The sequence below is a fragment of the Mycobacterium paraterrae genome, from assembly GCF_022430545.2.
GTDB classification, from domain to species: domain Bacteria; phylum Actinomycetota; class Actinomycetes; order Mycobacteriales; family Mycobacteriaceae; genus Mycobacterium; species Mycobacterium paraterrae.
Genome location: NZ_CP092488.2, coordinates 409,871 through 432,059, shown reverse-complemented (window position 1 = coordinate 432,059; position 22,189 = coordinate 409,871). Strand labels below are relative to the sequence as shown.

23 protein-coding genes are annotated in these 22,189 nt (G+C 67.4%); 12 read left to right on the top strand and 11 right to left on the bottom strand.

The genetic code is table 11. The features are described 5' to 3' along the window. Positions 1–125 precede the first annotated feature (125 nt). Positions 126–1,340 carry a glucose-1-phosphate adenylyltransferase gene (gene glgC / locus MKK62_RS01875; RefSeq protein WP_240262665.1) on the top strand — a complete coding sequence of 405 codons (1,215 nt, stop codon included), beginning with the start codon at positions 126–128 and terminating at the stop codon, positions 1,338–1,340. Between the two features lie 78 nt (positions 1,341–1,418). On the opposite strand, the gene MKK62_RS01870 is transcribed toward glgC, so the two are convergent. The 5 genes from MKK62_RS01870 to MKK62_RS01850 form a co-directional block, all read right to left on the bottom strand. Next, the gene (locus tag MKK62_RS01870) at positions 1,419–2,090 is read right to left on the bottom strand and encodes a methyltransferase family protein (RefSeq protein WP_240262666.1); all 672 of its coding nucleotides are present in this window, start codon (positions 2,088–2,090) and stop codon (positions 1,419–1,421) included. Between the two features lie 10 nt (positions 2,091–2,100). Continuing rightward, complete coding sequence (locus tag MKK62_RS01865) at positions 2,101–3,720, bottom strand: ABC transporter permease (RefSeq protein ID WP_240262667.1); 1,620 nt, start codon at positions 3,718–3,720, stop codon at positions 2,101–2,103. Then, positions 3,717–4,616 (bottom strand): ABC transporter ATP-binding protein, encoded by a 900-nt coding sequence (locus MKK62_RS01860; protein WP_434085012.1) that lies wholly within the window; start codon positions 4,614–4,616, stop codon positions 3,717–3,719. Before MKK62_RS01860 ends, MKK62_RS01865 begins: the two co-directional genes overlap by 4 nt. Further along, positions 4,603–5,247 (bottom strand): TetR/AcrR family transcriptional regulator, encoded by a 645-nt coding sequence (locus MKK62_RS01855; protein ID WP_240262669.1) that lies wholly within the window; start codon positions 5,245–5,247, stop codon positions 4,603–4,605. The genes MKK62_RS01860 and MKK62_RS01855 overlap by 14 nt, the downstream gene beginning before the upstream one ends. A gap of 73 nt (positions 5,248–5,320) precedes the next feature. After that, positions 5,321–5,974, bottom strand: a complete 654-nt coding sequence (locus MKK62_RS01850) for an O-methyltransferase (protein ID WP_240262670.1) — start codon at positions 5,972–5,974, stop codon at positions 5,321–5,323. A gap of 186 nt (positions 5,975–6,160) precedes the next feature. Between MKK62_RS01850 and sigE the strand changes: the two genes are divergently transcribed. From sigE to tatB, 4 genes are all read left to right on the top strand, one after another. Beyond that, the gene (sigE, locus tag MKK62_RS01845; RefSeq protein ID WP_240262671.1) at positions 6,161–6,913 is read left to right on the top strand and encodes an RNA polymerase sigma factor SigE; all 753 of its coding nucleotides are present in this window, start codon (positions 6,161–6,163) and stop codon (positions 6,911–6,913) included. Between the two features lie 102 nt (positions 6,914–7,015). Further along, positions 7,016–7,477, top strand: coding sequence for an anti-sigma E factor RseA (rseA, locus tag MKK62_RS01840; RefSeq protein ID WP_240262672.1), 462 nt, complete (start codon positions 7,016–7,018; stop codon positions 7,475–7,477). An 87-nt stretch (positions 7,478–7,564) separates the two neighbouring features. Further along, entirely contained in the window at positions 7,565–9,064 is a 1,500-nt protein-coding gene (htrA, locus tag MKK62_RS01835) for a serine protease HtrA (RefSeq protein ID WP_240262673.1), read from the top strand. Then, positions 9,064–9,486: a Sec-independent protein translocase protein TatB gene (tatB, locus tag MKK62_RS01830; RefSeq protein ID WP_240262674.1), complete on the top strand. Its 423-nt coding sequence runs from the start codon at positions 9,064–9,066 to the stop codon at positions 9,484–9,486. Before htrA ends, tatB begins: the two co-directional genes overlap by 1 nt. A gap of 165 nt (positions 9,487–9,651) precedes the next feature. Here tatB and MKK62_RS01825 read toward each other — a convergent pair whose 3' ends face one another. From MKK62_RS01825 to MKK62_RS01805, 5 genes are all read right to left on the bottom strand, one after another. After that, positions 9,652–10,332 (bottom strand): DUF5642 family protein, encoded by a 681-nt coding sequence (locus tag MKK62_RS01825; RefSeq protein WP_240262675.1) that lies wholly within the window; start codon positions 10,330–10,332, stop codon positions 9,652–9,654. Positions 10,333–10,354: 22 nt separating this feature from the next. Next, positions 10,355–11,521, bottom strand: coding sequence for an Mrp/NBP35 family ATP-binding protein (locus MKK62_RS01820; RefSeq protein WP_240262676.1), 1,167 nt, complete (start codon positions 11,519–11,521; stop codon positions 10,355–10,357). Positions 11,522–11,649: 128 nt separating this feature from the next. After that, entirely contained in the window at positions 11,650–12,924 is a 1,275-nt protein-coding gene (locus MKK62_RS01815) for a lytic transglycosylase domain-containing protein (RefSeq protein WP_240263874.1), read from the bottom strand. A 401-nt stretch (positions 12,925–13,325) separates the two neighbouring features. After that, the gene (locus MKK62_RS01810; protein WP_240262677.1) at positions 13,326–13,859 is read right to left on the bottom strand and encodes a DUF1003 domain-containing protein; all 534 of its coding nucleotides are present in this window, start codon (positions 13,857–13,859) and stop codon (positions 13,326–13,328) included. Then, complete coding sequence (locus tag MKK62_RS01805; protein WP_240262678.1) at positions 13,856–15,151, bottom strand: magnesium transporter MgtE N-terminal domain-containing protein; 1,296 nt, start codon at positions 15,149–15,151, stop codon at positions 13,856–13,858. The genes MKK62_RS01810 and MKK62_RS01805 overlap by 4 nt, the downstream gene beginning before the upstream one ends. A 23-nt stretch (positions 15,152–15,174) precedes the next feature. On the opposite strand from MKK62_RS01805, the gene MKK62_RS01800 reads away from it, so the two are divergent. Continuing rightward, positions 15,175–16,146: an HpcH/HpaI aldolase/citrate lyase family protein gene (locus tag MKK62_RS01800; RefSeq protein ID WP_240262679.1), complete on the top strand. Its 972-nt coding sequence runs from the start codon at positions 15,175–15,177 to the stop codon at positions 16,144–16,146. Here MKK62_RS01800 and MKK62_RS01795 read toward each other — a convergent pair. Further along, positions 16,143–16,652, bottom strand: coding sequence for a DUF4190 domain-containing protein (locus MKK62_RS01795; protein ID WP_240262680.1), 510 nt, complete (start codon positions 16,650–16,652; stop codon positions 16,143–16,145). The two genes, MKK62_RS01800 and MKK62_RS01795, sit on opposite strands and share 4 nt — an antisense overlap. Positions 16,653–16,762: 110 nt before the next feature. Between MKK62_RS01795 and MKK62_RS01790 the strand changes: the two genes are divergently transcribed. From MKK62_RS01790 to MKK62_RS01765, 6 genes are read left to right on the top strand one after another with little or no spacing between them, the layout of a single operon-like run. Next, positions 16,763–17,293, top strand: coding sequence for a YflT domain-containing protein (locus MKK62_RS01790; protein WP_240262681.1), 531 nt, complete (start codon positions 16,763–16,765; stop codon positions 17,291–17,293). A 3-nt stretch (positions 17,294–17,296) separates the two neighbouring features. Further along, positions 17,297–18,691: an extracellular solute-binding protein gene (locus tag MKK62_RS01785; protein ID WP_240262682.1), complete on the top strand. Its 1,395-nt coding sequence runs from the start codon at positions 17,297–17,299 to the stop codon at positions 18,689–18,691. Next, positions 18,688–19,557, top strand: coding sequence for a carbohydrate ABC transporter permease (locus tag MKK62_RS01780; RefSeq protein WP_240262683.1), 870 nt, complete (start codon positions 18,688–18,690; stop codon positions 19,555–19,557). Before MKK62_RS01785 ends, MKK62_RS01780 begins: the two co-directional genes overlap by 4 nt. Then, entirely contained in the window at positions 19,547–20,371 is an 825-nt protein-coding gene (locus MKK62_RS01775) for a carbohydrate ABC transporter permease (protein ID WP_240263875.1), read from the top strand. Before MKK62_RS01780 ends, MKK62_RS01775 begins: the two co-directional genes overlap by 11 nt. A 2-nt stretch (positions 20,372–20,373) precedes the next feature. Continuing rightward, positions 20,374–21,543, top strand: coding sequence for an ABC transporter ATP-binding protein (locus tag MKK62_RS01770; protein WP_240262684.1), 1,170 nt, complete (start codon positions 20,374–20,376; stop codon positions 21,541–21,543). Beyond that, entirely contained in the window at positions 21,540–22,136 is a 597-nt protein-coding gene (locus tag MKK62_RS01765) for a suppressor of fused domain protein (RefSeq protein WP_240262685.1), read from the top strand. The genes MKK62_RS01770 and MKK62_RS01765 overlap by 4 nt, the downstream gene beginning before the upstream one ends. Positions 22,137–22,189: the final 53 nt, after the last annotated feature.

Sequence of the window (22,189 nt, the reverse complement as noted above, 5' to 3'; positions counted from 1 at the left end):
CCCCTCAGTGGCACGTGATCGCCGTCTCGCAAGAACAAGCCAAAATGGTTGATGGACAGTCCCTCCGCGTGGGTATTCACCCGTTTGATCTGGCAGGGGTCACCAACGGCCGTTAGGTTTGATGCATGAGGGAAGCGCCGCACGTGCTGGGAATTGTCCTGGCCGGGGGTGAAGGCAAGCGGCTGTATCCGTTGACCGCCGACCGGGCCAAGCCGGCGGTTCCCTTCGGTGGGGCGTATCGACTGATCGACTTTGTGCTGTCCAACCTCGTCAACGCCCGGTATTTGCGGATCTGCGTTCTCACGCAGTACAAGTCGCATTCACTGGACCGCCACATCTCGCAGAACTGGCGGCTATCCGGCCTGGCCGGCGAATACATCACGCCTGTCCCGGCTCAGCAGCGGCTCGGGCCGCGCTGGTACACCGGATCGGCCGATGCGATCTATCAATCGCTCAACCTGATCTATGACGAGGACCCGGATTACATCGTGGTTTTCGGCGCCGACCACGTCTACCGGATGGACCCCGAGCAGATGCTTCGCTTCCATGTGGAAAGCGGAGCCGGTGCAACGGTTGCCGGAATCCGGGTGCCGCGTGCGGAAGCCAGCGCGTTCGGCTGCATCGACGCGGACGAGTCCGGCCGCATCCGCAGCTTCATCGAGAAGCCGAGCAACCCGCCCGGTACGCCGGACGACCCGGAGGCCACCTTCGTGTCGATGGGGAACTACATCTTCACCACCAAGGTGCTCATCGACGCGATCCGCGCCGACGCCGACGAGGACCACTCCGATCACGACATGGGCGGTGACATCATCCCGCGATTGGTCGCCGACGGGATGGCCGCGGTCTACGACTTCAAAGACAACGACGTCCCCGGCGCCACTGACCGCGACCGGGGTTACTGGCGCGACGTGGGGACGCTGGACGCGTTCTACGACGCCCACATGGACTTGGTATCGGTGCATCCGGTGTTCAACCTCTACAACCGACGCTGGCCGATCCTCGGCGCGTCGGAGAATCTGGCGCCGGCCAAGTTCGTCAACGGCGGATCGGCCCAGGAGTCGGTGGTCGGCGCGGGCAGCATCATCTCGGCTGCGTCAGTACGCAACTCGGTGTTGTCCTCCAACGTCGTGATCGACGACGGGGCGATCGTCGAGGGCAGCGTGATCATGCCGGGCGCGCGCGTCGGCCGCGGCGCGGTGGTGCGCCACGCAATCCTGGACAAGAACGTGGTCATCGGGCCGGGCGAGATGGTCGGTGTCGACTTGGAGAAGGATCGCGAGCGTTTCTCGATCAGCGCCGGCGGCGTGGTCGCGGTAGGCAAGGGCGTCTGGATCTAACGCGGGCTAACCACCCTGAGCCGCCTGAGCCGCGAAACGTGCCCATCCCACGACCCAGGCGTCTTTTTCGCGACGGCGTCACCACACGTAGGGCAGCAGCCGGTAGCGAACGCGGCGGGTGTATTCGCGGTAGCCGTCCAGCTCCTCCCTCAGTAGCTCTTCCTCGTCGCGGATACGCAACACGAGCACCAGCAGTCCGGGAACGATCAGGAACAACCCCCAGTACGAGGCGAGGGCCAGCGGGATGCCCAGCATCAGCAAAACGTTTCCGGTGTACATCGGATGGCGCACCCGCCCGTACAACCCGGTCGAGACCAGCGCCTGGCCTTCCTCGACCCGCACATTGGCTGCCGCGTAACCGTTTTGGACGACCACCAACATCGCCAGCGCGAGCCCGATCGCGACCAGTAGGTCGCCGATCACCGATACCGGCGCCGGTACCCTCGACCACCCGTAGCGCCAGTCCAGGGCGCTGACGATGAACGTCGCCGGAAACGCGACGAAGATGACGGTAATGAGAATCTTCTGCAGCGGCCGGGTTTCCGCACTAGGCCCCGCCTGCAACCGCCGCTCGAGCGCGGCGGGGTTGGTGCGCGCCAGATACACCGACGGGATGGTGGACAGCGCGAAGACTGCGAGGAATGCCCAGCCCTGCCAGTAGTGCGTCGTGCCGGCCGGCACGAACACCAGCAAGCCGAACGTGAACAGGCCCACGGTGGCCGAAAGTGCACCTTTGACAGCGGTACTCATGACTGTCTCCTTACGACTGAACATCGCGACGGCGGAACGCCGCCACCCCGAGTGCGATCAGCGCGGCGTCGAGTGTCAGCAGCACGATTAGCGGGATCCAGGAGAAGGCGTTGCCCGACACCGGCGGGATGTGTGCGAACGGCTCCAGGTCGAGCACCCACTGCGGGAAGCGGGACAGCTCGCCGATCAAGTGCAGGGCGACGAATCCGACCAGCACGCCCCACGCCAGCGAACTGAAACGCGGCATCAGCCCGAACAGCGCGACCGTAGTCGCGGCCGGCAGCCATACCGCGGGCAGTTGAACCAGCGCGGTGCCCATGACTGCGCCGAGCTTGCCGCCGATGTCGTGGGCGGCGATTCCGTAGCTCAGCCCTGTAGCACCGCCGGCGATCACGATGGCCAGGGCCGATCCCGTCAGCGCCAGTATGAGGTGGCTTGTCAGCCAACGGTTTCGGCTCACCGATCCGCTCAGCAGCGTCTCCGCGCGTTGACCGGCTTCTTCCTGACGGAGTCGCAGGGCCAGCGAGATCCCGAACGCGGCCGCGACCATGCCCAACATGGAAAACGCCGCGGTGACGAAGGCTTGCTCGACCACCTGGCTGCCGCCCATCCGGAGCACCACATCACGTGCGGCGTCGGTGCCCAGCTCGTCGCCGATGCCATGCGCAACGCTGCCGATCAGCAGGCCGTACAAGCCCAGCCCGGTGGTCCAGAGCAGCAGCGCGCCGCGGTCCAATCGCCAGGCCAGCCCGAAGGTGTTGCGTAGCAACCGGGTTGCGTTCGAAGGACCCGGGCGTTCGGCGATCACGCCGGCGCCGACGTCGCGGGTGGCCAGCAGCCAGTAGGCCACCGCGGTCAGCAGCACCGTGGCGGTGAGATGCAGCAACAGCACCCACCACCGGTCGCCGGCGTATGGCCGGACCTGTAGCGACCAGCCGAGCGGGGAGACCCACGACAACCCGGGCCAGCCGGCGTCCCCGACGGCCCGCAGCGCGAATGCCGTGCCGAGCACCGCGAAGGCGGCACCGCGTGCAAACCGCGCGCTCGTCGACAGTTGCGCTGTCACAGCGGCAACCGCGGTGAACACCAGGCCCGAGCAGGCCAGGGCCGCACCGAAAACCAGCGATCCCCGGGCGGGGACGTCGGTACCCAGCAACCCCGTCGCACCGATGACACCGGTGATCAGCGACGCCCCGAAGGACAGCAGCAGGGCAGCGGTGAGGCCGGCGTAACGGCCCACGACGGTCGAGTCGATCAGCTCGGCGCGCCCGGTCTCCTCGTCGGCGCGGGTGTGGCGGACGACGGTCAGAATCACCGCCACGGCGATCAGCACGTGGAACATGCCGGCCTTCCAAATCCCGGTAGCGCCCAGGCTGTCGTTGTAGATGTTGCCGTAGAGCGCCCGTTGGGCCGGGCTGGCCTTGATCATCGCGGCAAAGCCGGCCCGAGCCGCCTGGCTTGGGTAGACCTTTTCGATCCCACCGATGTACACCGTCGCCAGCGGCGTCGACAGCAGTAGGACCCAGAGCGGCAACACAATTCGATCGCGCCGCAGATATAAGCGCAGCATTCCCGGCGTCCCGGTGAATACCGACGACACAGCGATGGGACGTTCCAGGATGGCAGTCATTTGCGTGCCATTTCACGGTCGGCGCCGTAGTGCCGCATGAACAGTTCCTCGAGCGTGGGCGGCTGGCTGACCAGGCTGCGGACGCCGGTGTCGCCAAGGACCCGGATCAGTTCGCCGAGTCCCTCGCTGTCGACGTGGGCGTGCAGGACCGTGCCGTCGTAGCTGACGTCGGCAACGCCACGGATGCGGGTGAGGTCGCCGGGGTCGCGCAGCAGGTCGGCGGTGATCGTCGTTCGGCTGAGATGCCGCATCGACTCCAGCGTCCCGCTCTCGACGGTCCGGCCGGCGCGGATGATCGTCACCCGCTGGCACAGCCGCTCGGTCTCGGCCAGGATGTGGCTGGACAGCAGCACCGTCGCGCCGCGATCGCGGGCTTCGGCGACGCATTGCTGAAAGATGTTCTCCATCAGGGGGTCCAGGCCGCTGCTCGGTTCGTCGAGCAAGAGCAGCCTGGCCCGCGACGAGAAGGCAGAGATCAGCGAGACCTTCTGCCGGTTGCCTTTGGAATAGGAGCGAGCCTTCTTGTGCGGGTCGAGCTCGAAGCGCTCGATCAGCTCGTCGCGGCGCCTGTCGTCGATGCCGCCGCGCATCCGGCCCAGCAGGTCGATGGTCTCGCCACCGGTCAGGTTCGGCCACAACGTCACGTCGCCCGGCACGTAGGCGATCTGGCGGTGTAGGTCGACCGCGTCGCTCCAGGGATCGCCGCCGAGTAGCCGCACCATTCCGCCGTCGGCTTTGACCACGCCGAGCAGGATCCGGAGCGTCGTCGATTTTCCGGCGCCGTTCGGTCCGAGGAACCCGTGGACTTCCCCCTCGCGCACGGTCAGCTCCAGGCCGTCGAGTGCCCGGGCCTTGCCGAACGTCTTCGTCAGGTGATGAACCTCAATCGCGTGCATGACCATCCTCTCCTTCTGCTTGCGCCACAAAGGCGTCGTACATGTGGCTGTCGGTCATCAGGCCGTTGGTGTAGAGCTCGAGGGCGGGCAGCACCATGTCGTTGGCGTAGTCGCGCAACACTGCCCGTAAGTCCGTCGGCGTCTCGTGCATTTGGAGGTAGAGCAGGAAGCCGCCGCCGCCGGTGATACCGAGATATTTGGCCCGGGCGGCCGGATCCCGGCTGGGCTTCAGCATGCCCGACTCGACACCCTCGGCCAGGTAGCTCGCGGTGTTGTCGATCATCGTGCGCCACAACGTCTTTGCCAGCTCGCCGCCGGATTGCATGCTGCGCACCAGATACGCCATCAGCGGTGCGTACTCCTCGATCTCGGCCATCGCGGCGAACCAGGTCGCCGGGTCGCTGGAGGTCATCGCCTCGGATTTGGTCGTGCGAATCTCCTCGGCGACGTAGTGGTCACAGGCCTTGCGCAGGCCGTCCTTGGAGCCGAAGTGATGAATCACCAGAGCCGCGCTGACCCCGGCCGCTTCCGCGATCGACCGCAGGCCCACGCCGAAGCCCTGTTCGCCGAACTGACGGATTGCCGCGTCGCGAATTCGGGCGGCCGCGGTGAGATCGTCAGCTGAACGCATGTTCAGAACACTAAACAGCCGTTCAGTCGCCGGTCAAGGGGTTAGCGCGTCACAACCTCGTCAAGAAATCGGATCAGTCGCGCACGGCGGCCAGCAGGCCGTCGCCGAGCGGCACCAGCGCCGGGGTGAGCAGTTCGTTTTCGGCGATCAGCCGGGCGGCCTCCCGCACCGCGGCCACCTCGGCGTCATGGGCCGACGGATCGCCGGCCCGCCCTCCGGCGGCGGCTCCGTGTACCACGATCACGCCTCCGGAGCGCAGCAGTCGCACCCCTTCGACGACGTAGTCCGGCTGGTCGAGCGGGTCTGCGTCGACGAAGACCAGGTCGTAAGAGTCGTCGGCCAGCCGGGTCAGCACGTCCTGGGCGCGACCGCTGATCAATCGGGTGCGAGACGGGCCGATGCCGGCGTCGGAGAACGCCTCCTTGGCGATCCGCTGGTGTTCGGGCTCGATGTCGATCGTGGTCAGCACGCCGTCGTCGCTCATCCCGGACAGCAACCACAAGCTGCTGACGCCCGCGCCGGTACCCACCTCGACGACGGCTTTTCCGCCGCTGAGCTTGGTGAGCAAGCTGAGCAGCGCCCCGACCGCCGGGGTGACGGCGCCGGCACCGATGTCGGCGGCGCGCTCGCGGGCAGCCAGTAGCACCGCGTCCTCGGAGATCGATCCCTCGGCGTGGGCCGAGAGCGACTCGGCCCGACTGTTCGCTGGCTGGTCGGTCGTGGCCATGGCGTGAGCGTAAGACCAACCCGTCCCGGGTGCACCCAGGTAGGCCCGCGACACGCTCAACGAATCGGCGTGATCGAAACGTGACCTGACCCATTTGCCCAGTCCAGCGGGGTTTTGGAGCCATTCTCAGCCCCAGCTCAGTGCGGTCACATATCGCGCATACGCCGATGGACGACGGTATCCATCATGGAGCGTGGTGGTCGCTGGTCCGGGAATACCTCTCGCAATCTTCGCGTTGCGCGCGGTGACGAATTGCCTAGTTTTGACGGCAGTCTGAACCCGGAGGATTTCAACATCAGCACACTGATGAGCCCGTCGAGCATGTCGCACCCGGAGCAGTACCGCGACGCGGATTGGGTCGAGCCGGCCGACGAACCTTACGGCACGGCGGTTTTCGACGCGACAGGTGACAAGACGGCGATGCCGTCGTGGGACGAATTGGTCCGCCAACACGCCGATCGGGTCTACCGGCTGGCCTATCGTCTGTCCGGCAACCAGCACGACGCCGAGGACCTGACCCAGGAGACCTTCATCCGGGTGTTCCGCTCGGTGCAGAACTACCAGCCGGGCACGTTCGAAGGCTGGCTGCACCGCATCACGACCAACCTGTTTCTGGATATGGTGCGCCGTCGCGGCCGGGTGCGGATGGAAGCGCTGCCCGAAGACTATGACCGGGTGCCGGCCGACGAGCCCAACCCCGAAGAGATTTACCACGACGCGCACTTGGGTCCTGACCTGCAGGCCGCGCTGGACTCGCTGCCGCCGGAGTTCCGCGCCGCGGTCGTCCTCTGTGACATCGAGGGACTGTCCTACGAGGAAATCGGCGCCACGCTGGGCGTCAAGCTCGGCACCGTCCGCAGTCGCATCCACCGTGGCCGCCAGGCGTTGCGCGACTATCTCGCGGCGCACGCGGACCGCTCCGTCCCCGCCGAGGGCTGAAACACACGGCCTGATCGGTGCGTTCATCGATGTTCGGTATCGGTCGGCGCGCTACATTCGAGGTAGTGCCGCGAACCGACGCGATACCGAGAGGAGCTGGTGATGGTCGATCGGGGACATGTGTTCCGCCGAGCGTTCTCCTGGCTTCCCACCCAATTCGCCTCACAAAGCGATGCGCCGGTCGGGGCCCCGCGGCAGTTCGGCTCCACCGAACACCTGTCGATCGAGGCCATCTCCGCCTTCGTCGACGGTGAGTTGCGGATGAACGCCCACCTGCGCGCCGCCCACCACATCTCGCTGTGCCCAGAGTGCGCCGCCGAGGTGGACGGCCATCGCCGCGCCCGCGCCGCGCTACGCGACTCGCATCCGATCAGGGTTCCGAGCGCGCTGCTCGGATTGCTGACGCAGATCCCGCACTGCCCGCCCGACGACGAGACGGAAACCAGGCAGGGTGATTCGCCCGGTCGCGGCCACCGCGGGCCGCCACCGCAGGGCGGGCGTCCGGCCACGATGCGCGACCGGTTCTCCGACGGCAACAGGCGCGATCGCCCAGAGCCTCGGTAGGGTGGATACCAGTTTGGCCAAGCCGGTGCGCGGCGCCGTGCTCGAATCCATAGCGCTTGGTGTCCGGGCGCTGGCGAAGAGGATGACGTGAGCTCCGATCAAGACAACAACGGTGCCCCCCGGCTGGCGCCGCGTCCCGTGTCTCGTCCACCGGTCGACGCCGCGTCGAGCCAAACGTTCGGTCGTCCCGAAGGCGTCCGAGGCTCGTTCGTCGCCGACCGGGTTCGCCCGTCGAAATTCCGCGACGGTGGCGACTTCACCCCACACACCCAACCAGCCGACCCGGTGCTGACCGAGGCGTTCGGCCGTCCCTTCCCGGGCGCGGAGTCGCTGCAGCGCCACCCCGCCGACGCGGACGCGCTGGACGACGGCACGGCCAGCAACGAACTCGAGGATCCCGAAGACCCGTGGCGTGATCCGGGTGCCGCCGCCGCTCTGGGTGAGCCCGCGGTGACGTCGTCCGCGCAGCGCCCCGAGGTCGTTCGCGACGTGCTCGGTGTGCGTGACGTCTTGTTCGGCGGCCGGGTCTCATACCTGGCGCTCGCGGTGCTTGCCGTCCTGGCGCTGCTGATCGGTGTGGTCGGCGGCGTGGTGGGTCGCAAGACAGCCGAGGTGGTCGAGGCATTCACCACCTCCAAGGTCACCCTCTCGACGAACCACAACAGCGAGTCTCCCGCCGGGCGGTTCGCCAAAGTGGCTGCGGCGGTAGCGGATTCGGTGGTCACGATCCAGTCGGTGAGCGACCAGGAGGGCATGCAGGGCTCGGGCTTCGTGGTCGACGGCCGTGGCTACATCGTCACCAACAACCACGTCATCTCCGAAGCGGCCAACAACCCGAGCCAGTTCAAGACCACCGTCGTGTTCAACGACGGCAAGGAAGTGCCCGCCAACCTCGTCGGCCGCGATCCCAAGACCGACCTTGCGGTGCTCAAGGTCGACAACGTCAACAATCTCTCGGTCGCCAAATTGGGTGACTCCGACAAGGTCCGTGTCGGTGACGAAGTGCTCGCCGCGGGCGCCCCCCTAGGCCTGCGCAGCACCGTGACCCACGGCATCGTGAGCGCGCTGCATCGCCCGATTCCGTTGTCGGGGGAGGGTTCTGACACCGACACCGTGATCGACGCCATCCAGACCGACGCCTCGATCAACCACGGAAACTCCGGTGGCCCGTTGATCGACATGGACTCTCAGGTCATCGGCATCAACACGGCCGGCAAGTCGCTGTCCGACAGCGCCAGCGGACTGGGCTTCGCGATCCCGATCGACGAGGCGAAAGTCGTTACGCAGACGTTGATCAAGGACGGCAAGATCGTCCACCCGACCCTGGGCCTGAGTGCCCGGTCGGTGAGCAACGCCATCGCGAAGGGCGCCCAGGTCGCCAACGTCAAAGCCGGTGGCCCCGCCGAAAAGGGCGGCATCAAGGAGAACGACGTGGTGGTCAAGGTCGGTAACCGAGGGGTGGCCGACGCCGACGAGTTCGTGGTTGCGGTGCGGCAGTTGACCGTTGGGCAGCCCGCGCCGATCGAGGTGGTCCGCGACGGCCGCCACGTCACGCTCACCGTGACCCCGGGGCCGGACGGCGGCTGATGTTCGCCAACGTCGGCTGGGGCGAGATCCTGGTTCTCATCGTGGTCGGCTTGGTCGTCCTGGGACCCGAGCGCCTGCCCGGCGCGATCCGGTGGACGTCCACCGCATTGCGGCAGGCGCGGGACTACCTCAGCGGCATGACGACCCAGCTCCGCGAGGACATGGGCCCTGAGTTCGACGACCTGCGCGAGCCGCTGTCGGAGTTGCAGAAGCTGCGCGGGATGACGCCGCGCGCTGCGCTGACCAAGCACCTGCTGGATGGCGACGACTCGCTGTTCAAGGCGTTCGAACAACCGCCGGTGACGCCGCCGACCCCGATGCCGGCTTCAGCACCCGAAAGCGCTGCGCCGCAATCGATGATGACGCCGCAGAAGATTCAGCCGGCGTCCGGGCCGGCCCCGTTCGACCCCGACGCCACCTAGTCCGGCGACGATGCAGAGCGCTGCGATGAGGAGGAGCCGGACACCGCCACCTAGTCCGGCGACGATGCAGAGCGCTGCGATGAGGAGGAGCCGGACACCGCCACCTAGTCCGGCGACGATGCAGAGCGCTGCGATGAGGAGGAGCCGGACACCGCCACCTGAGCTCTAACCACGCACAGCGGCGACGGCTTTCACCAGCAGATCCGACAACAGCTGCTGAGGGTGGAGATCGGTCTCGGTGCCACCCATAACGGCGACCGACGTCTGGTCGGAAAGCGCAGCCGTGAAAACGTACCCGCCGGGTGAGCTGTCGGCGGCGGGCTTCAGCCTCACACCCGTGGTCGTGACGCCCTCAATCTGAGGTGCGGGAACGGCTTCGGCTGTCCCGGACGATTCTTCAGATCCCGACATCGCGACGTGACCGCAGCCAGGTGGCGGCGGGCTGACTTCGACCGGATGCGGCAATCGCATTGCGGCGACGAAGATTTCGCCTCGTTCGCCTTCCGCGCTCAGTATCGCGGCCTGGGCGCCTACCACCGGCTCGACATAGGTCGGGATGACGAGCGCTCGGCATTGCGGCGGGGCGTAAACGGCTTTGGTGAACGGGATGACCCTTGCGTTGTCGATATCGTCCCGGGTCAACGTGATCGGGGCCTCCGGAGCCGCCGTGAAGCCGGCGGGAAAGTCGCCCTTGATGTTGTTGACTCGGGCGATGTCGTAGTCCACCGCCGGGCCGGTGGTTGAACCCGATGGCTGGGACGCCTGCGTTCCGCCGCACGCGCTAGCGGAGAGAGTGATCAAGCCCAGGGCGGTGAGCCTGGAAGCCCGTCGCGAGAGGGTCGGCATCCCTACACCGTAACGGTGGCTCTCAGCGCCGGCTGGTGTCCAATCCCAGTGACATGCCGGCCAATCCGCGGCGGCGGGCCGACAGGGCGTCGGCCACGTTCTGCAGCTCCTTGCCGACCGGTGAGTCGGGCGCACTGAGCACCACCGGCACCCCGGCGTCGCCCGCCGCGACGAGGGCAGGGTCCAGCGGAATCTGGCCCAGCAGTGGGACGTCGGCGCCCATGACGCGGCTCAGTCGTTCGGCGACCTGGGCGCCGCCGCCCTCGCCGAACACCTGCATCATCGTGCCGTCCGGCAGCCGCAGGCCCGACATGTTCTCCACCACGCCGACCACGCGCTGCTTGGTCTGCAGGGCGATGCTGCCGGCCCGTTCGGCCACCTCGGCCGCGGCGTTTTGCGGTGTCGTGACGACGATGATCTCTGCGTTCGGGATCAGCTGGGCGACCGAGATCGCGATATCGCCGGTGCCCGGGGGCAGGTCGAGGAGCAACACATCGAGGTCACCCCAGTAGACGTCGGCCAGGAACTGCTGCAGCGCCCGGTGCAGCATCGGCCCGCGCCACACCACCGGGGTGTTCTCCTGAGTGAACTGCGCTATCGAGATCACCTTCACCTCGTGCGCGATCGGCGGCAGGATCATCGACTCGACCTGGGTCGGCCGGTCGGTGGTGCCCATCATCCGCGGAATCGAGTGACCGTGGATGTCGGCGTCGAGCAGGCCGACCGACATTCCGCGCGCGGCCATCGCCGCCGCCAGGTTGACCGTCACCGTCGACTTCCCGACGCCGCCCTTGCCGGACGCGATGGCATACACCCGGGTCAGCGATCCTGGCTGGGCGAACGGGATGACCGGCTCTCGCGAATCGCCGCGCAGCTGCTTGCGCAATTCGGTGCGCTGCTCGTCGTTCATCACGTCGAGGCTGACTTGAACGGCGCCGGTGCCGGGCACGTCGGCGACGGCCTGACGCACCCGGTCGCTGATCTCGGTCTTCTTGGGGCACGCGGCGGTGGTCAGGTAGATCTCGACGTGAACGTCGCCGCGGGGGCTCACCTCGATACCTTTGACCATCCCGAGTTCGGTGATGGGACGGCGCAGTTCAGGATCGATTACCTTCGCCAGCGCGGCGCGTACGTCTGCAGTCGGATCGGACATCACCGCCGAGTCTAGTGCCGCGACGATGCGGGCCATCTCGGCCCGGTGAGGAGCGGCACTGTGGGGCCGAGCCGGCGACGGGAGCGGTCTTGACGTCGAGTGTGTAGGTCACGGCGGCCGTCGGCGGCTTTCGCCTCCATGACGCGCGCATTCGGCGCGAAGGGTCAGGCCGGGGGAGCCTGCTGCGGGCCTGGCGGCGGGCCCACCGGCGCGGGCGCGGGGGCCGGTGCGGCAGCGGGTGGCGGGAGGGCCGGCGGAGCGGGTGGTTGCATGACCGGCGGTGGCACCAGCGGCTGCGCCATCGCTGGCGGTATCGCAAAGGGGGGCGGGGCCGCCTGCGGGGGCAGGAAGGCCGGCGCGGACTGCGGTGGCGTCAGGCCGGGAGGACCCTGCGGCGCGAGCGCGTTCGGCGGTGGGGTGTTGAAACTCTGCAGCGGGCCCGGGCCCTGGTCGCCGATGCAGATCACCGTGCAAGAGGGGTTGTAGCCCGTCGGTCCTTGCGCCGACCACGGCTGCCCGGTGCTGGGTGTGCCACTGAGGTCGATCAACGGCGTGCGCCCCATCGGGTCGGCTGTCGACAGGCCGTGCATGTTCAGCGGCAGGTTGGGGCCGAGACCTTCCGCGGCGCTCTCCAGGTGGGCGTCGCCGAGTGGCGGCGGCGGCCCGGTGATCGGAGGCAGGTCGACCGGGATGACGCCGGTGGCGTAGGCCGCGGCCCAGCCCAGCACGTTCTGGGCATACGGCATCGAGTTGTTGTAGCGCAGGATCGCCGACAACACCTGCGACTGGTCGCGCAGGTTCAGGTTGCCGCTGCACAGGTACCGCGCGGCGGCCAGGGTCGAGTCGTAGAGGTTCTGCGGATCGGCGACGCCGTCGCCGTCCCCGTCGGAGGCGTAATGGGCCCACGTGCCGGGCAGGAACTGCATCGGGCCCATTGCGCGGGCGTAGCTGACGCGCCCGGGGGCGGCGCTCTGCACGACTACTTCGTTGCCGGGCAGCGTGCCGTCCAGGGTTGGCCCGTAAATCGGCCGGACCGCGGTGCCGCGCGCATCCGTCGCGCCGTTGCTGGCGTGGCCCGATTCGATGCGGCCGATGCCAGCGAGCAGATTCCAGCTGATGCCGCAGGCCGGATCGGACGCGGCCATCATCCGCTCGGCATTGCGGTACGCGGTCAACGCCACCGCGGGGATGCCCAGTGCCCCAGGGCTGTTCACGACGAGGGTCGGCGGCGGGGCGGATGCGGCGGCCTCGGCGATGTGGAAACCGGTTTTCGCGCGCTCGACGGCGACCACCAGCGGACCCGTCGGGTCGGTGGAGGCGCGTGCGACGGCGGCAACCGGGGTGATCGCGGCGTCGTGCACTGTCGACTTGGCCAGGGGAAACGGCGGCGTGCCGGCGCCGTCGACGCTGGGATAGATCAGGCAGGCGATCATCACCATTCCGAACGCCGGCGACTTACCGGTGCGCGTCAGGGTTTGCTGGACGGTGGTCCCGACCGATTGCGAGGTCGCGGCGATCGCGGCCAGCACGACGGGAATCCTCGCGGCCTGCGCCGCACGAGTGGCCGCATCGCGTACCGACGACGCTGTATTGGCAAGCGCCGCAGGCATTTTCGGAGCTTTAGGCGCGCGCAGTGCCCGCTGCCGCATCGTTGCAAGGGCTGGACGTACGCCCGAGCGTTCCCCTACCCGCACTCGACCTGCCTAGTCCTCGAGCGTTGTGGGGCCCGCGATTTCCGCGTGAGCCTCGTGAACTACGTCACCATACATAACGCTGGTGACTCCAGTGACAACAATGGCGGACTCATTACCTGTGAAAACGCCGTGTTCGGGACGCTGTGTCAAGTAGAGGAAGCGGCGTGTGAGTCGACCTCGTCGGCGTCGGTCGGGGACGATCCGCCGAACCGGGCTTGTATCAGCTCGTGCAGATCTTCGAGCTCGCGCCGCAGGTGTTCGCGCGTCTTCGCGACGTCACCGATCGCCAGTCGCAGCGCCGCCAGCTCGCGGGCCAGGTATTCGGTGTCGGCCTTGGTCTCCTCGGCGCGTCGTCGGTCTTGTTCGAGCGCCACCCGGTCGCGGTTCTCCTGGCGGTTCTGGGCCAGCAGAATCAGCGGCGCTGCGTAGGCGGCCTGTGTGGAAAACGCCAGGTTGAGCAAGATGAAGGGGTAGGGATCCCACCGCATCCCGACGGCGAAGACGTTCAGCATGATCCAGACCGTCACCACGATGGTCTGGATCAGCAGGTAGCTGCCGGTTCCGAAGAATCGGGCGATCGCCTCGGTGAAGTTGCCGACAGCCTCGGAGTCCAGCCGCGGGGACGGCAGCCGGGAGATGCGTGGGGTGTAGAGCCGCGACCGCGGCGGCGACTTGCTCACGACCGGTCTCCGGCCGCGTCCAGCACGGGGTCTTCGGTGGTGTCGCGCCAGTCGTGCGGCAGCAGATGGTCGAGGACGTCGTCGACCGTCACCGCCCCGAGCAGATGGTGCTGCGCATCGACCACCGGCCCGCAGACCAGGTTGTAGGCGGCAAAATAGCGGGTCAGCACTGCCAGCGAGGTGTCTGGCTCCAGCCACGGCAGGTCCGCGTCGACGATTCCGCCGACCAGCATCGACGGGGGTTCGCGCAGCAGTCGCTGCAACGTCACACAGCCCAGGTACTGGCCGGTCGGGGTGGCAGTCGGTGGGCGGACCACCAGCACCAGCGACGAGAGCGCCGGTGTCAGGTCGGGATCGCGAACCCGGGCCAGCGCCTCGGCGACCGAGGTGTCCGGTGTCAGCACCACCGGCTCTGGTGTCATCAGACCGCCCGCGGTGTCCGGGGAGTGCTTCAACAGCCGTCGCACCGGGTCGGAATCCTCGGGGTCCATCTGCCGCAGCAGTCGTTCGGCCAGCGTCGGGGTCATGGTTCCGAGCAGGTCGGCGGCGTCGTCGGGATCCATCTCCTCGAGCACGTCGGCCGCGCGCTCGTCACCCAGCTGCATCAGCAGCTCGGTCTGCTCGTCTTCCGGCAGCTCCTGAAGGATGTCGGCCAGCCGGTCGTTGTCGAGGGCGGCAATCACCTCGTATCGCCGTTTGGGCGGCAGTTCCCGAACGGCGTCGGCCACCTCGATCGGACGCCACTTCTCGAACTGGTGCAGCAGCTGCGCGACCGCTTGACCCGGCATGGCCAGTGCCGACGGCGTCAGCCCCTGCACGTTGCGCCAGTTGACGATGTGGCTGCTGCTGCGCCGGCCGAGCCGCCGGGGCACCCGCACCGACACCCGGGTGACCATCCAGTCGCGGGTCCGGGCCTGCTCGAGGCCCAGGTCGGTGACGACGACGTCGATGCCGGCCAGCTCGGGAAGTTCAGGGTCGCTCACCCGCACCTTGGTGTCGATGATCTGGCCGAGCACGAGCACCTCCCCGGGCCGCTGCTCGAACCGCAGCATCGAGACGTTGTTGGTGTTCAGCGTCACCGCGTTGGGCTCGATCGCGGAGACGCGCAGGATGGGTACGAAAATCCGTCGGCGCGAAGCCATTTCGACGACGAGTCCGAGAACACGCGGTTGCTGGCGAACGATGCTGATGCTGACCACGACGTCGCGGACTCGCCCGAGGGCCTCGCCCATCGGGCCCAGGACCTGCATTCGCGCCAGCCGCGCGGCGTACACCCTGTTGATCGAGGCCATAGTTCAAAGGGTAGGAGTGGGGTGTGAACAACGCGTACCGGCCCCGTCGCACCTGCCTGTCTGTGCCGGGCAGCAGCCAGAAGATGATCGACAAGTCCAAGGGCCTTCCCGCCGACGAGGTGTTTCTCGATCTGGAGGACGCCGTCGCTCCCGACGCCAAGGCCGACGCCCGCGGCCGGGTGGCCGCCGCGCTGGCCGCGCCCGGCTGGGCCGGGCAGCTGCGCGGGGTGCGCGTCAACGATTGGACCACGCCGTGGACGCACGCCGACCTCATCGAGGTGGTCTCCGCCGTCGGCGCGGCGCCTGACGCGAAGCTGGACGTGGTGGTGCTGCCGAAAGTGTCTGACGTGTCGCACGTTCAAGCGCTCGACCTGTTGCTGACCCAACTGGAGACGATCCACGGGCTGCCGGTCGGTGAAATCGGCATCGACGCGCAGATCGAGGACGCGCAGGGGCTTACCAACATCAATGCGATCGCCGCGGTGCCACGGGTGCACGCGCTGGTGCTCGGCCCGGCCGACCTGATGGCCAGCCTGAACACCCGCACGCTGGTGGTCGGGGAGCAGCCCGAGGGCTATACCGAGGGCGACGCCTATCACCACGTGCTGATGACGATTTTGATCGCCGCCCGCGCACACGGGAAGGCGGCCATCGACGGGCCATACCTGAAAGTGCGTGACACCGAAGCGTTTCGGCGGGTGGCCGGGCGGTCGGCGGCGCTGGGCTACGACGGCAAGTGGGTGTTGCATCCGGACCAAATCGCCGCCGGCAACGAAATCTTCAGCCCCCGTCAGGCCGATTACGATCACGCGGAACTGATCCTGGAGGCCTACGAGTGGCACACCTCCGCGGCCGGTGGTGCACGCGGTGCGGTGATGCTCGGTGACGAGATGCTTGACGAGGCCAGTCGCAAGATGGCTCTGGTGGTCGCCGCGAAAGGACGGGCGGCGGGCATGGAGCGCCGGGGCGAAAGGTTCGAGCCGCCGACCGGTTAGCGGGTGAACATCGGCGAGTGGAACATCGCGGCGGCGAAGATCATCATCCCCAGCACGATCAGCGCTGTCGTGGCACCCCCGATCGCAATTCCGGCGATGGCCATCCCGCGGCCCTGCTGGCCGGTCTGCTTGATCTGGCTCAGGGCGATACCGCCCAGCACGGCGCCGATGACGGGAATCAGCCAACCCAAGAAGCAGAAGATGGCCAGCGGGATCCCGAAGACGACCCCGGCGATCGACGTGACCAGCGAGGCCACGGCCAGGCTGTTGGTCTGTTGCGACGGATATCCCTGGTAGGGGTCATAGGGCCCGGGGTAAGGCGGCGGGCCGTAGGGCGGGTACGGCGTCGGCGGGCCGCCCTGTCCGCCGGGCCAGTACGGAGGCGGAGGCGGGTAGGGGTAGTCCGGGTAGTTCAGCGGGGCCTGCGGATCGACTGGCGGGGGCTGGTACGGCTGCCAGGGACCCGGTTGATCGCGGTAGGGCTCACCGCCGCCCGGAGCTGTCATGCGTTCAACCTAGCCGCGATGACGTCGATCCTGCGTACAGGGCGTCATCTCGTCGCACTTCCGCGCCATGGGCGCAGACTCGATACGCCGAAGCGGGCACAATGGCTTCCATGAGCAGCCCGTTTCAGCCAGGACAGGTTCCCGGTGCCACGCCCGGCACTCCGAGCGGGAGCCGCCGTGCTCCCGGACTGCCGACTCCACCCAAAGGCTGGCCGGTCGGGTCCTACCCGACCTACGCTGAGGCGCAGCGAGCCGTCGATTACTTGTCCGACCAAGAGTTCCCGGTGCAGCAGGTGACCATCGTGGGCGTCGACCTGATGCAGGTGGAGCGGGTAACCGGGCGGCTGACATGGCCGAAGGTCCTGGGCGGCGGCGTGATCAGCGGGGCCTGGCTGGGCCTGTTCGTCGGGCTGATGCTCAGCCTGCTGTTCTCCAGCCCACACCCGTTGGAGGCGCTGACCACCGGGCTGGTCGCCGGTGTGTTCTTCGGGCTGATCACCTCCGCGATTCCCTACTCGATGGCCCGCGGCACCCGGGATTTCAGCTCGACGCTGCAACTGGTGGCCGGCCGCTACGACGTTCTCTGCGACCCGCAGAACGCCGAGCAGGCCCGGGATCTGCTGGCCCGCTTGGCCATCTGAGTCGTGCGTCGCCGGTTGGCCGCAATCGCCGCGGCGGTGTTGACCGCTGTGTCGGCGCTGTCCGGTTGCGGTACCCGCGACGACGGCCGAGCCATCGGCTTGTACACCCCGGCCGGCGACGCCGGGACGTTCGCCGCGCTGGCGAGGCGCTGCTCGGAGGAGTTCGGTGGCCGGTTCACCGTCCGGCAGTCCAGCTTGCCGCGTTCGACGGACGACCAGCGCATCCAGCTGGCCCGCAGGCTGAGCGCCGACGACCACAGCGTCGACATCATTGCAATGGACGTGATCTGGACGGCGGAGTTCGCCGAGGCCGGCTGGGTGCTGCCGCTGTCCGACGACCCGGCGCACCGCGCCGAGGCCGACGCCGCCGCCGACACGTTGGCCGGCCCGTTGTCCACCGCGACATGGCGCCACCGGCTCTACGGCGCACCGGTTGCCGCCAATACCCAATTACTGTGGTATCGGCCAGATTTAATGCGGGAGCCGCCGACGACGTGGGCCGCGATGATCGGGGAGGCCGCGCGGTTACACGCCGCCGGTGAGCCCAGCTGGATCGGTGTGCAGGCCAACCAGAACGAGGCCGTGGTTGTGTGGTTCAATACGCTGCTGGAAAGCGCTGGGGGACATGTGCTTTCGGACGACGGCCGGACGGTCACGCTCACCGACACCGCCGAGCACCGGGCGGCCACTGTCGCAGCGCTGCAGATCATGAAGTCGGTGGCCACTGCGCCGGGCGCCGACCCGTCGGTCACCCGCAGCGACGCGGGCACCGCGCGGTTGGCGTTCGAGCAGGGCAAATCCGCGCTCGAGGTCAACTGGCCGTATGTGCTGGCCTCCATGCTGGAGAACGCGGTCAAGGGCGGGGTGCCGTTTCTTCCGCTGAACCGCCGGCCGGACTTGACCGGCAGCATCAACGGTGTCGGCTCGTTCACGCCCACCGGGCAACAGTTCCGTGCGGCATATGAGGCCAGCAGAAGCGTTTTCGGCTTTGCGCCCTATCCGAGCGTGCACCCGGGACAGCCGGCCAAGGTGACTATCGGTGGCTTGAACCTCGCGGTGGGTGCGACGAGCCGGCACAAAGCCGAGGCGTACCAAGCCATCCGGTGTCTGCGCAGCCCAGCCAACCAGAAGGTCGTCTCGCTCGACGGAGGCCTGCCTGCGGTGCGCACGTCGGTGTATTCGGATCCGCAGTTCCAGGCCAAGTACCCGATGTACGACATCATCCGCCGCCAGCTCGCCGACCCCGCGATGCGCATCGCGACGCCGGCCTACCAGGCGGTGTCGACTCGGATCGCCGCGACGGTGGCCCCGATCAGTCGGATCGAGCCGCAGCGGACGGCCGACGAGCTCGCGCTGCAGGTGCGCAAAGCGATAGACGGCAAGGGCCTGCTGCCGTGAACGCGAGCGAGAAGCGGTTGGCCTTCGTTCTGGTCGCGCCCGCGGCGCTGCTGATGCTGGCAGTCACGGCGTATCCGATCGGCTACGCGGTGTGGCTGAGCTTGCAGCGCAACAACTTGACCACGCCCAACGACAGCCGCTTCGTCGGTCTCGGCAACTATCAGACCATCCTGACCGACCGCTACTGGTGGGCGGCGTTGGCGGTGACGCTGGCGATTACGGTCGCGTCGGTATCGATCGAGTTCGTCCTGGGCTTGGCGTTGGCGCTGGCGATGCACCGCACACTGGTCGGCAAGGGCCTGGTGCGCACCGCGGTCCTCATCCCGTACGGCATTGTGACGGTGGTCGCGTCCTACAGCTGGTACTACGCGTGGACACCAGGCACCGGCTATCTGGCCAACCTGCTGCCGCACGCCTATGCGCCTCTGACACATCAGTTTTCGTCGCTCGGAGTGGTGGTGATCGCCGAGGTCTGGAAGACCACACCGTTCATGTCGCTGCTGCTGCTGGCCGGTCTGGCGGTGGTGCCGGCGGACCTCCTCAAGGCCGCCGAAGTGGACGGCGCGGGCGCGTGGCGACGGCTGACGTCGGTGACGCTGCCGCTGATCAAGCCGGCGATCCTGGTGGCGCTGTTGTTTCGCACGCTGGACGCGTTCCGGATCTTCGACAACATCTACGTGCTCACCGGCGGTACCGGCAATACCGGCTCGGTGTCGATCCTCGGCTACGACAACCTGTTCAAGGGCTTCGATGTCGGCCTCGGGTCGGCAATATCCGTGCTGATCTTCTGCTGCGTGACGTTGATCGCGCTGCTGTTCATCAAGGTGTTCGGTGCCGCCGCACCGGGTGGTGCCGATGCACGCTAAGCGGACCGCCGGGTGGGTGATCGTCGACGCCCTGGTGTTGGCGTACGCGCTGGTGCCGGTGCTGTGGATTCTCAGCCTCTCGCTCAAGCCGACGTCGAAAGTCAAGGACGGCAAGCTGATTCCGTCGTCGCTGACCTTGGATAACTACCGCGGAATCTTTCGCGGTAACTTCTTCAGCTCGGCGCTGATCAACTCCGTCGGGATCGGAGTCCTTACGACAGTGATCGCGGTCGTGATCGGCGCGATGGCGGCCTACGCGGTCGCGCGGCTGGAGTTTCCGGGCAAGCGGCTGCTGATCGGTGCGACGCTGCTGATTTCGATGTTCCCGGCCATTTCGCTGGTTACTCCGCTGTTCAACATCGAACGCCGGATCGGGCTGTTCGACACCTGGCCCGGCCTGATCATCCCCTACATCACCTTCGCGTTGCCGCTCTCGATCTACACGCTGTCGGCGTTCTTCCGGGAGATTCCGTGGGACCTGGAGAAGGCGGCCACGATGGATGGCGCGACGCCGGCCCAGGCCTTTCGCAAAGTGATCGTGCCACTGGCCGCGCCGGGCATCGTCACCACCGCGATCCTGGTCTTCATCTTCGCGTGGAACGACCTGCTGCTGGCGTTGTCGCTGACGGCCACCAATGCCGCGATCACCGCGCCGGTCGCTATCGCGAACTTCACCGGCAGTTCACAATTCGAGGAACCGACCGGCTCGATCGCGGCCGGCGCGATGGTGATCACGGTGCCGATTATCGTTTTTGTTCTAGTGTTCCAACGACGGATTGTCGCGGGCTTGACGTCGGGTGCGGTGAAGGGATAGCGATGGCCGAGATCGTGTTGGACCGGGTGACCAAGAGTTACCCCGACGGTGCACAGGCCGTGCAGGAGTTCAGCCTCACCATCGCAGAGGGCGAGTTCATCATTCTGGTCGGCCCGTCCGGCTGCGGCAAATCAACGACGCTGAATATGATTGCCGGACTTGAAGATATCTCGTCCGGGGAGCTGCGTATCGGCGGCGAACGGGTGAACGAAAAAGCTCCCAAGGACCGTGACATCGCGATGGTGTTCCAGTCGTATGCGCTTTACCCGCACATGACGGTCCGCCAGAACATCGCCTTCCCGCTGACGCTGGCCAAGCTGAAGAAAGGCGAGATCGCCCAGAAGGTCGAGGAGACCGCGAAGATCCTTGACCTGACCGAGGTGCTCGACCGCAAACCCGCGCAGTTGTCCGGCGGGCAACGGCAGCGCGTCGCGATGGGCCGCGCGATTGTCCGGCAGCCCAAGGCATTTCTGATGGACGAGCCGCTGTCCAACCTCGACGCCAAGCTGCGTGTGCAGATGCGCGGCGAGATCGCCCGGCTGCAACGACGGCTGGGCACCACCACCGTCTACGTCACCCACGACCAGACCGAAGCCATGACGCTCGGCGATCGCGTGGTGGTGATGCGTGGCGGCGTGGTGCAACAGATCGGCAAGCCTGACGAGTTGTACGAGCGTCCGGCAAACCTGTTCGTGGCCGGCTTCATCGGATCTCCGGCGATGAACTTCTTTCCAGCCAGACGGACCGTGACCGGGCTGAAGCTGGCGTTCGGTGAGGTGACGCTCACCCAGCCCGTCCTCGACCGGCTTGCGGCAACATCTGCGCCGGAGAACGTCATCGTCGGGGTCCGGCCCGAACATCTCCACGACGCTTCGCTGATCGACGGGTATCAGCGAATCGGCGCGCTGACCTTCAACGTCAAGGTCGACATGGTCGAGTCGCTGGGCGCCGACAAATACGTCTACTTCACCGCCGAGGGCCCCGCAGCGGAGTCCGAGCAGTTGTCCGACATCGACGACGAATCCGGCCCCCAGGAGCACGAGTTCGTCGCCAGGGTGCCGGCCGCGTCGAAGGCCGCGAAAGGCGCGACGGTCGAATTGGCCTTCGACACCGCTCAACTCGCTGTCTTCGATCCCGAGTCCGGGGTGAACCTGACGGTCGCGACCGCGTGAGCCGAACGCTGGAGCGGGTGCGCGCACACCTGGACGCGCACTTCGGCCAGGCCGAGCCCGACGTCGCCAGCGTGACATTCCTCGGCGCCGAACCGATGAACGTACTGCGCTATCGGGTCGGTGACGACCGCGTGGTCAGTTATGTCTCGCTGGGGTGTTCGCGGCACCCGATGGTCGACCCGACCGCGATGGTGGCCGACTCAGAACTCGGCCCGCGCGCCGAAGTCGTTCTGCGGCTGCGTGATACGGAAACCATCACCGGGTTGGCCCGCACCCTGGCCATCGTCGCAGCATCCCCGGCGGTCGAGGGTGTGGTGTTGGTTGCCGATGCTCTGGTCGACCTGGGCGGTCCGCTGTGGACGGTGCCGTCGGCCAGAGTTCCGTTCACCGCGTTGCTGCTCGGCGAGAGCGACATCGCCGACCTGCCGCTGGAGCCGCCGCGCGATCCCGTCCGGTTCCTGTCGGCGACGCCGATTACCGCGACCGAGGCGGCCTGGGTCCGGCTGAAGGGCGCCGAGGCGATGCGTGAAGCGTGGCGCAGCGACAGCGTCGACGTCTTGGATCCCAAACGCCCTGCCGCACAACCCAACTGACCAACTCGTCGCACCAGCGACTGGGTCGAACACTAGGCGGTTTGCCCGCCTCC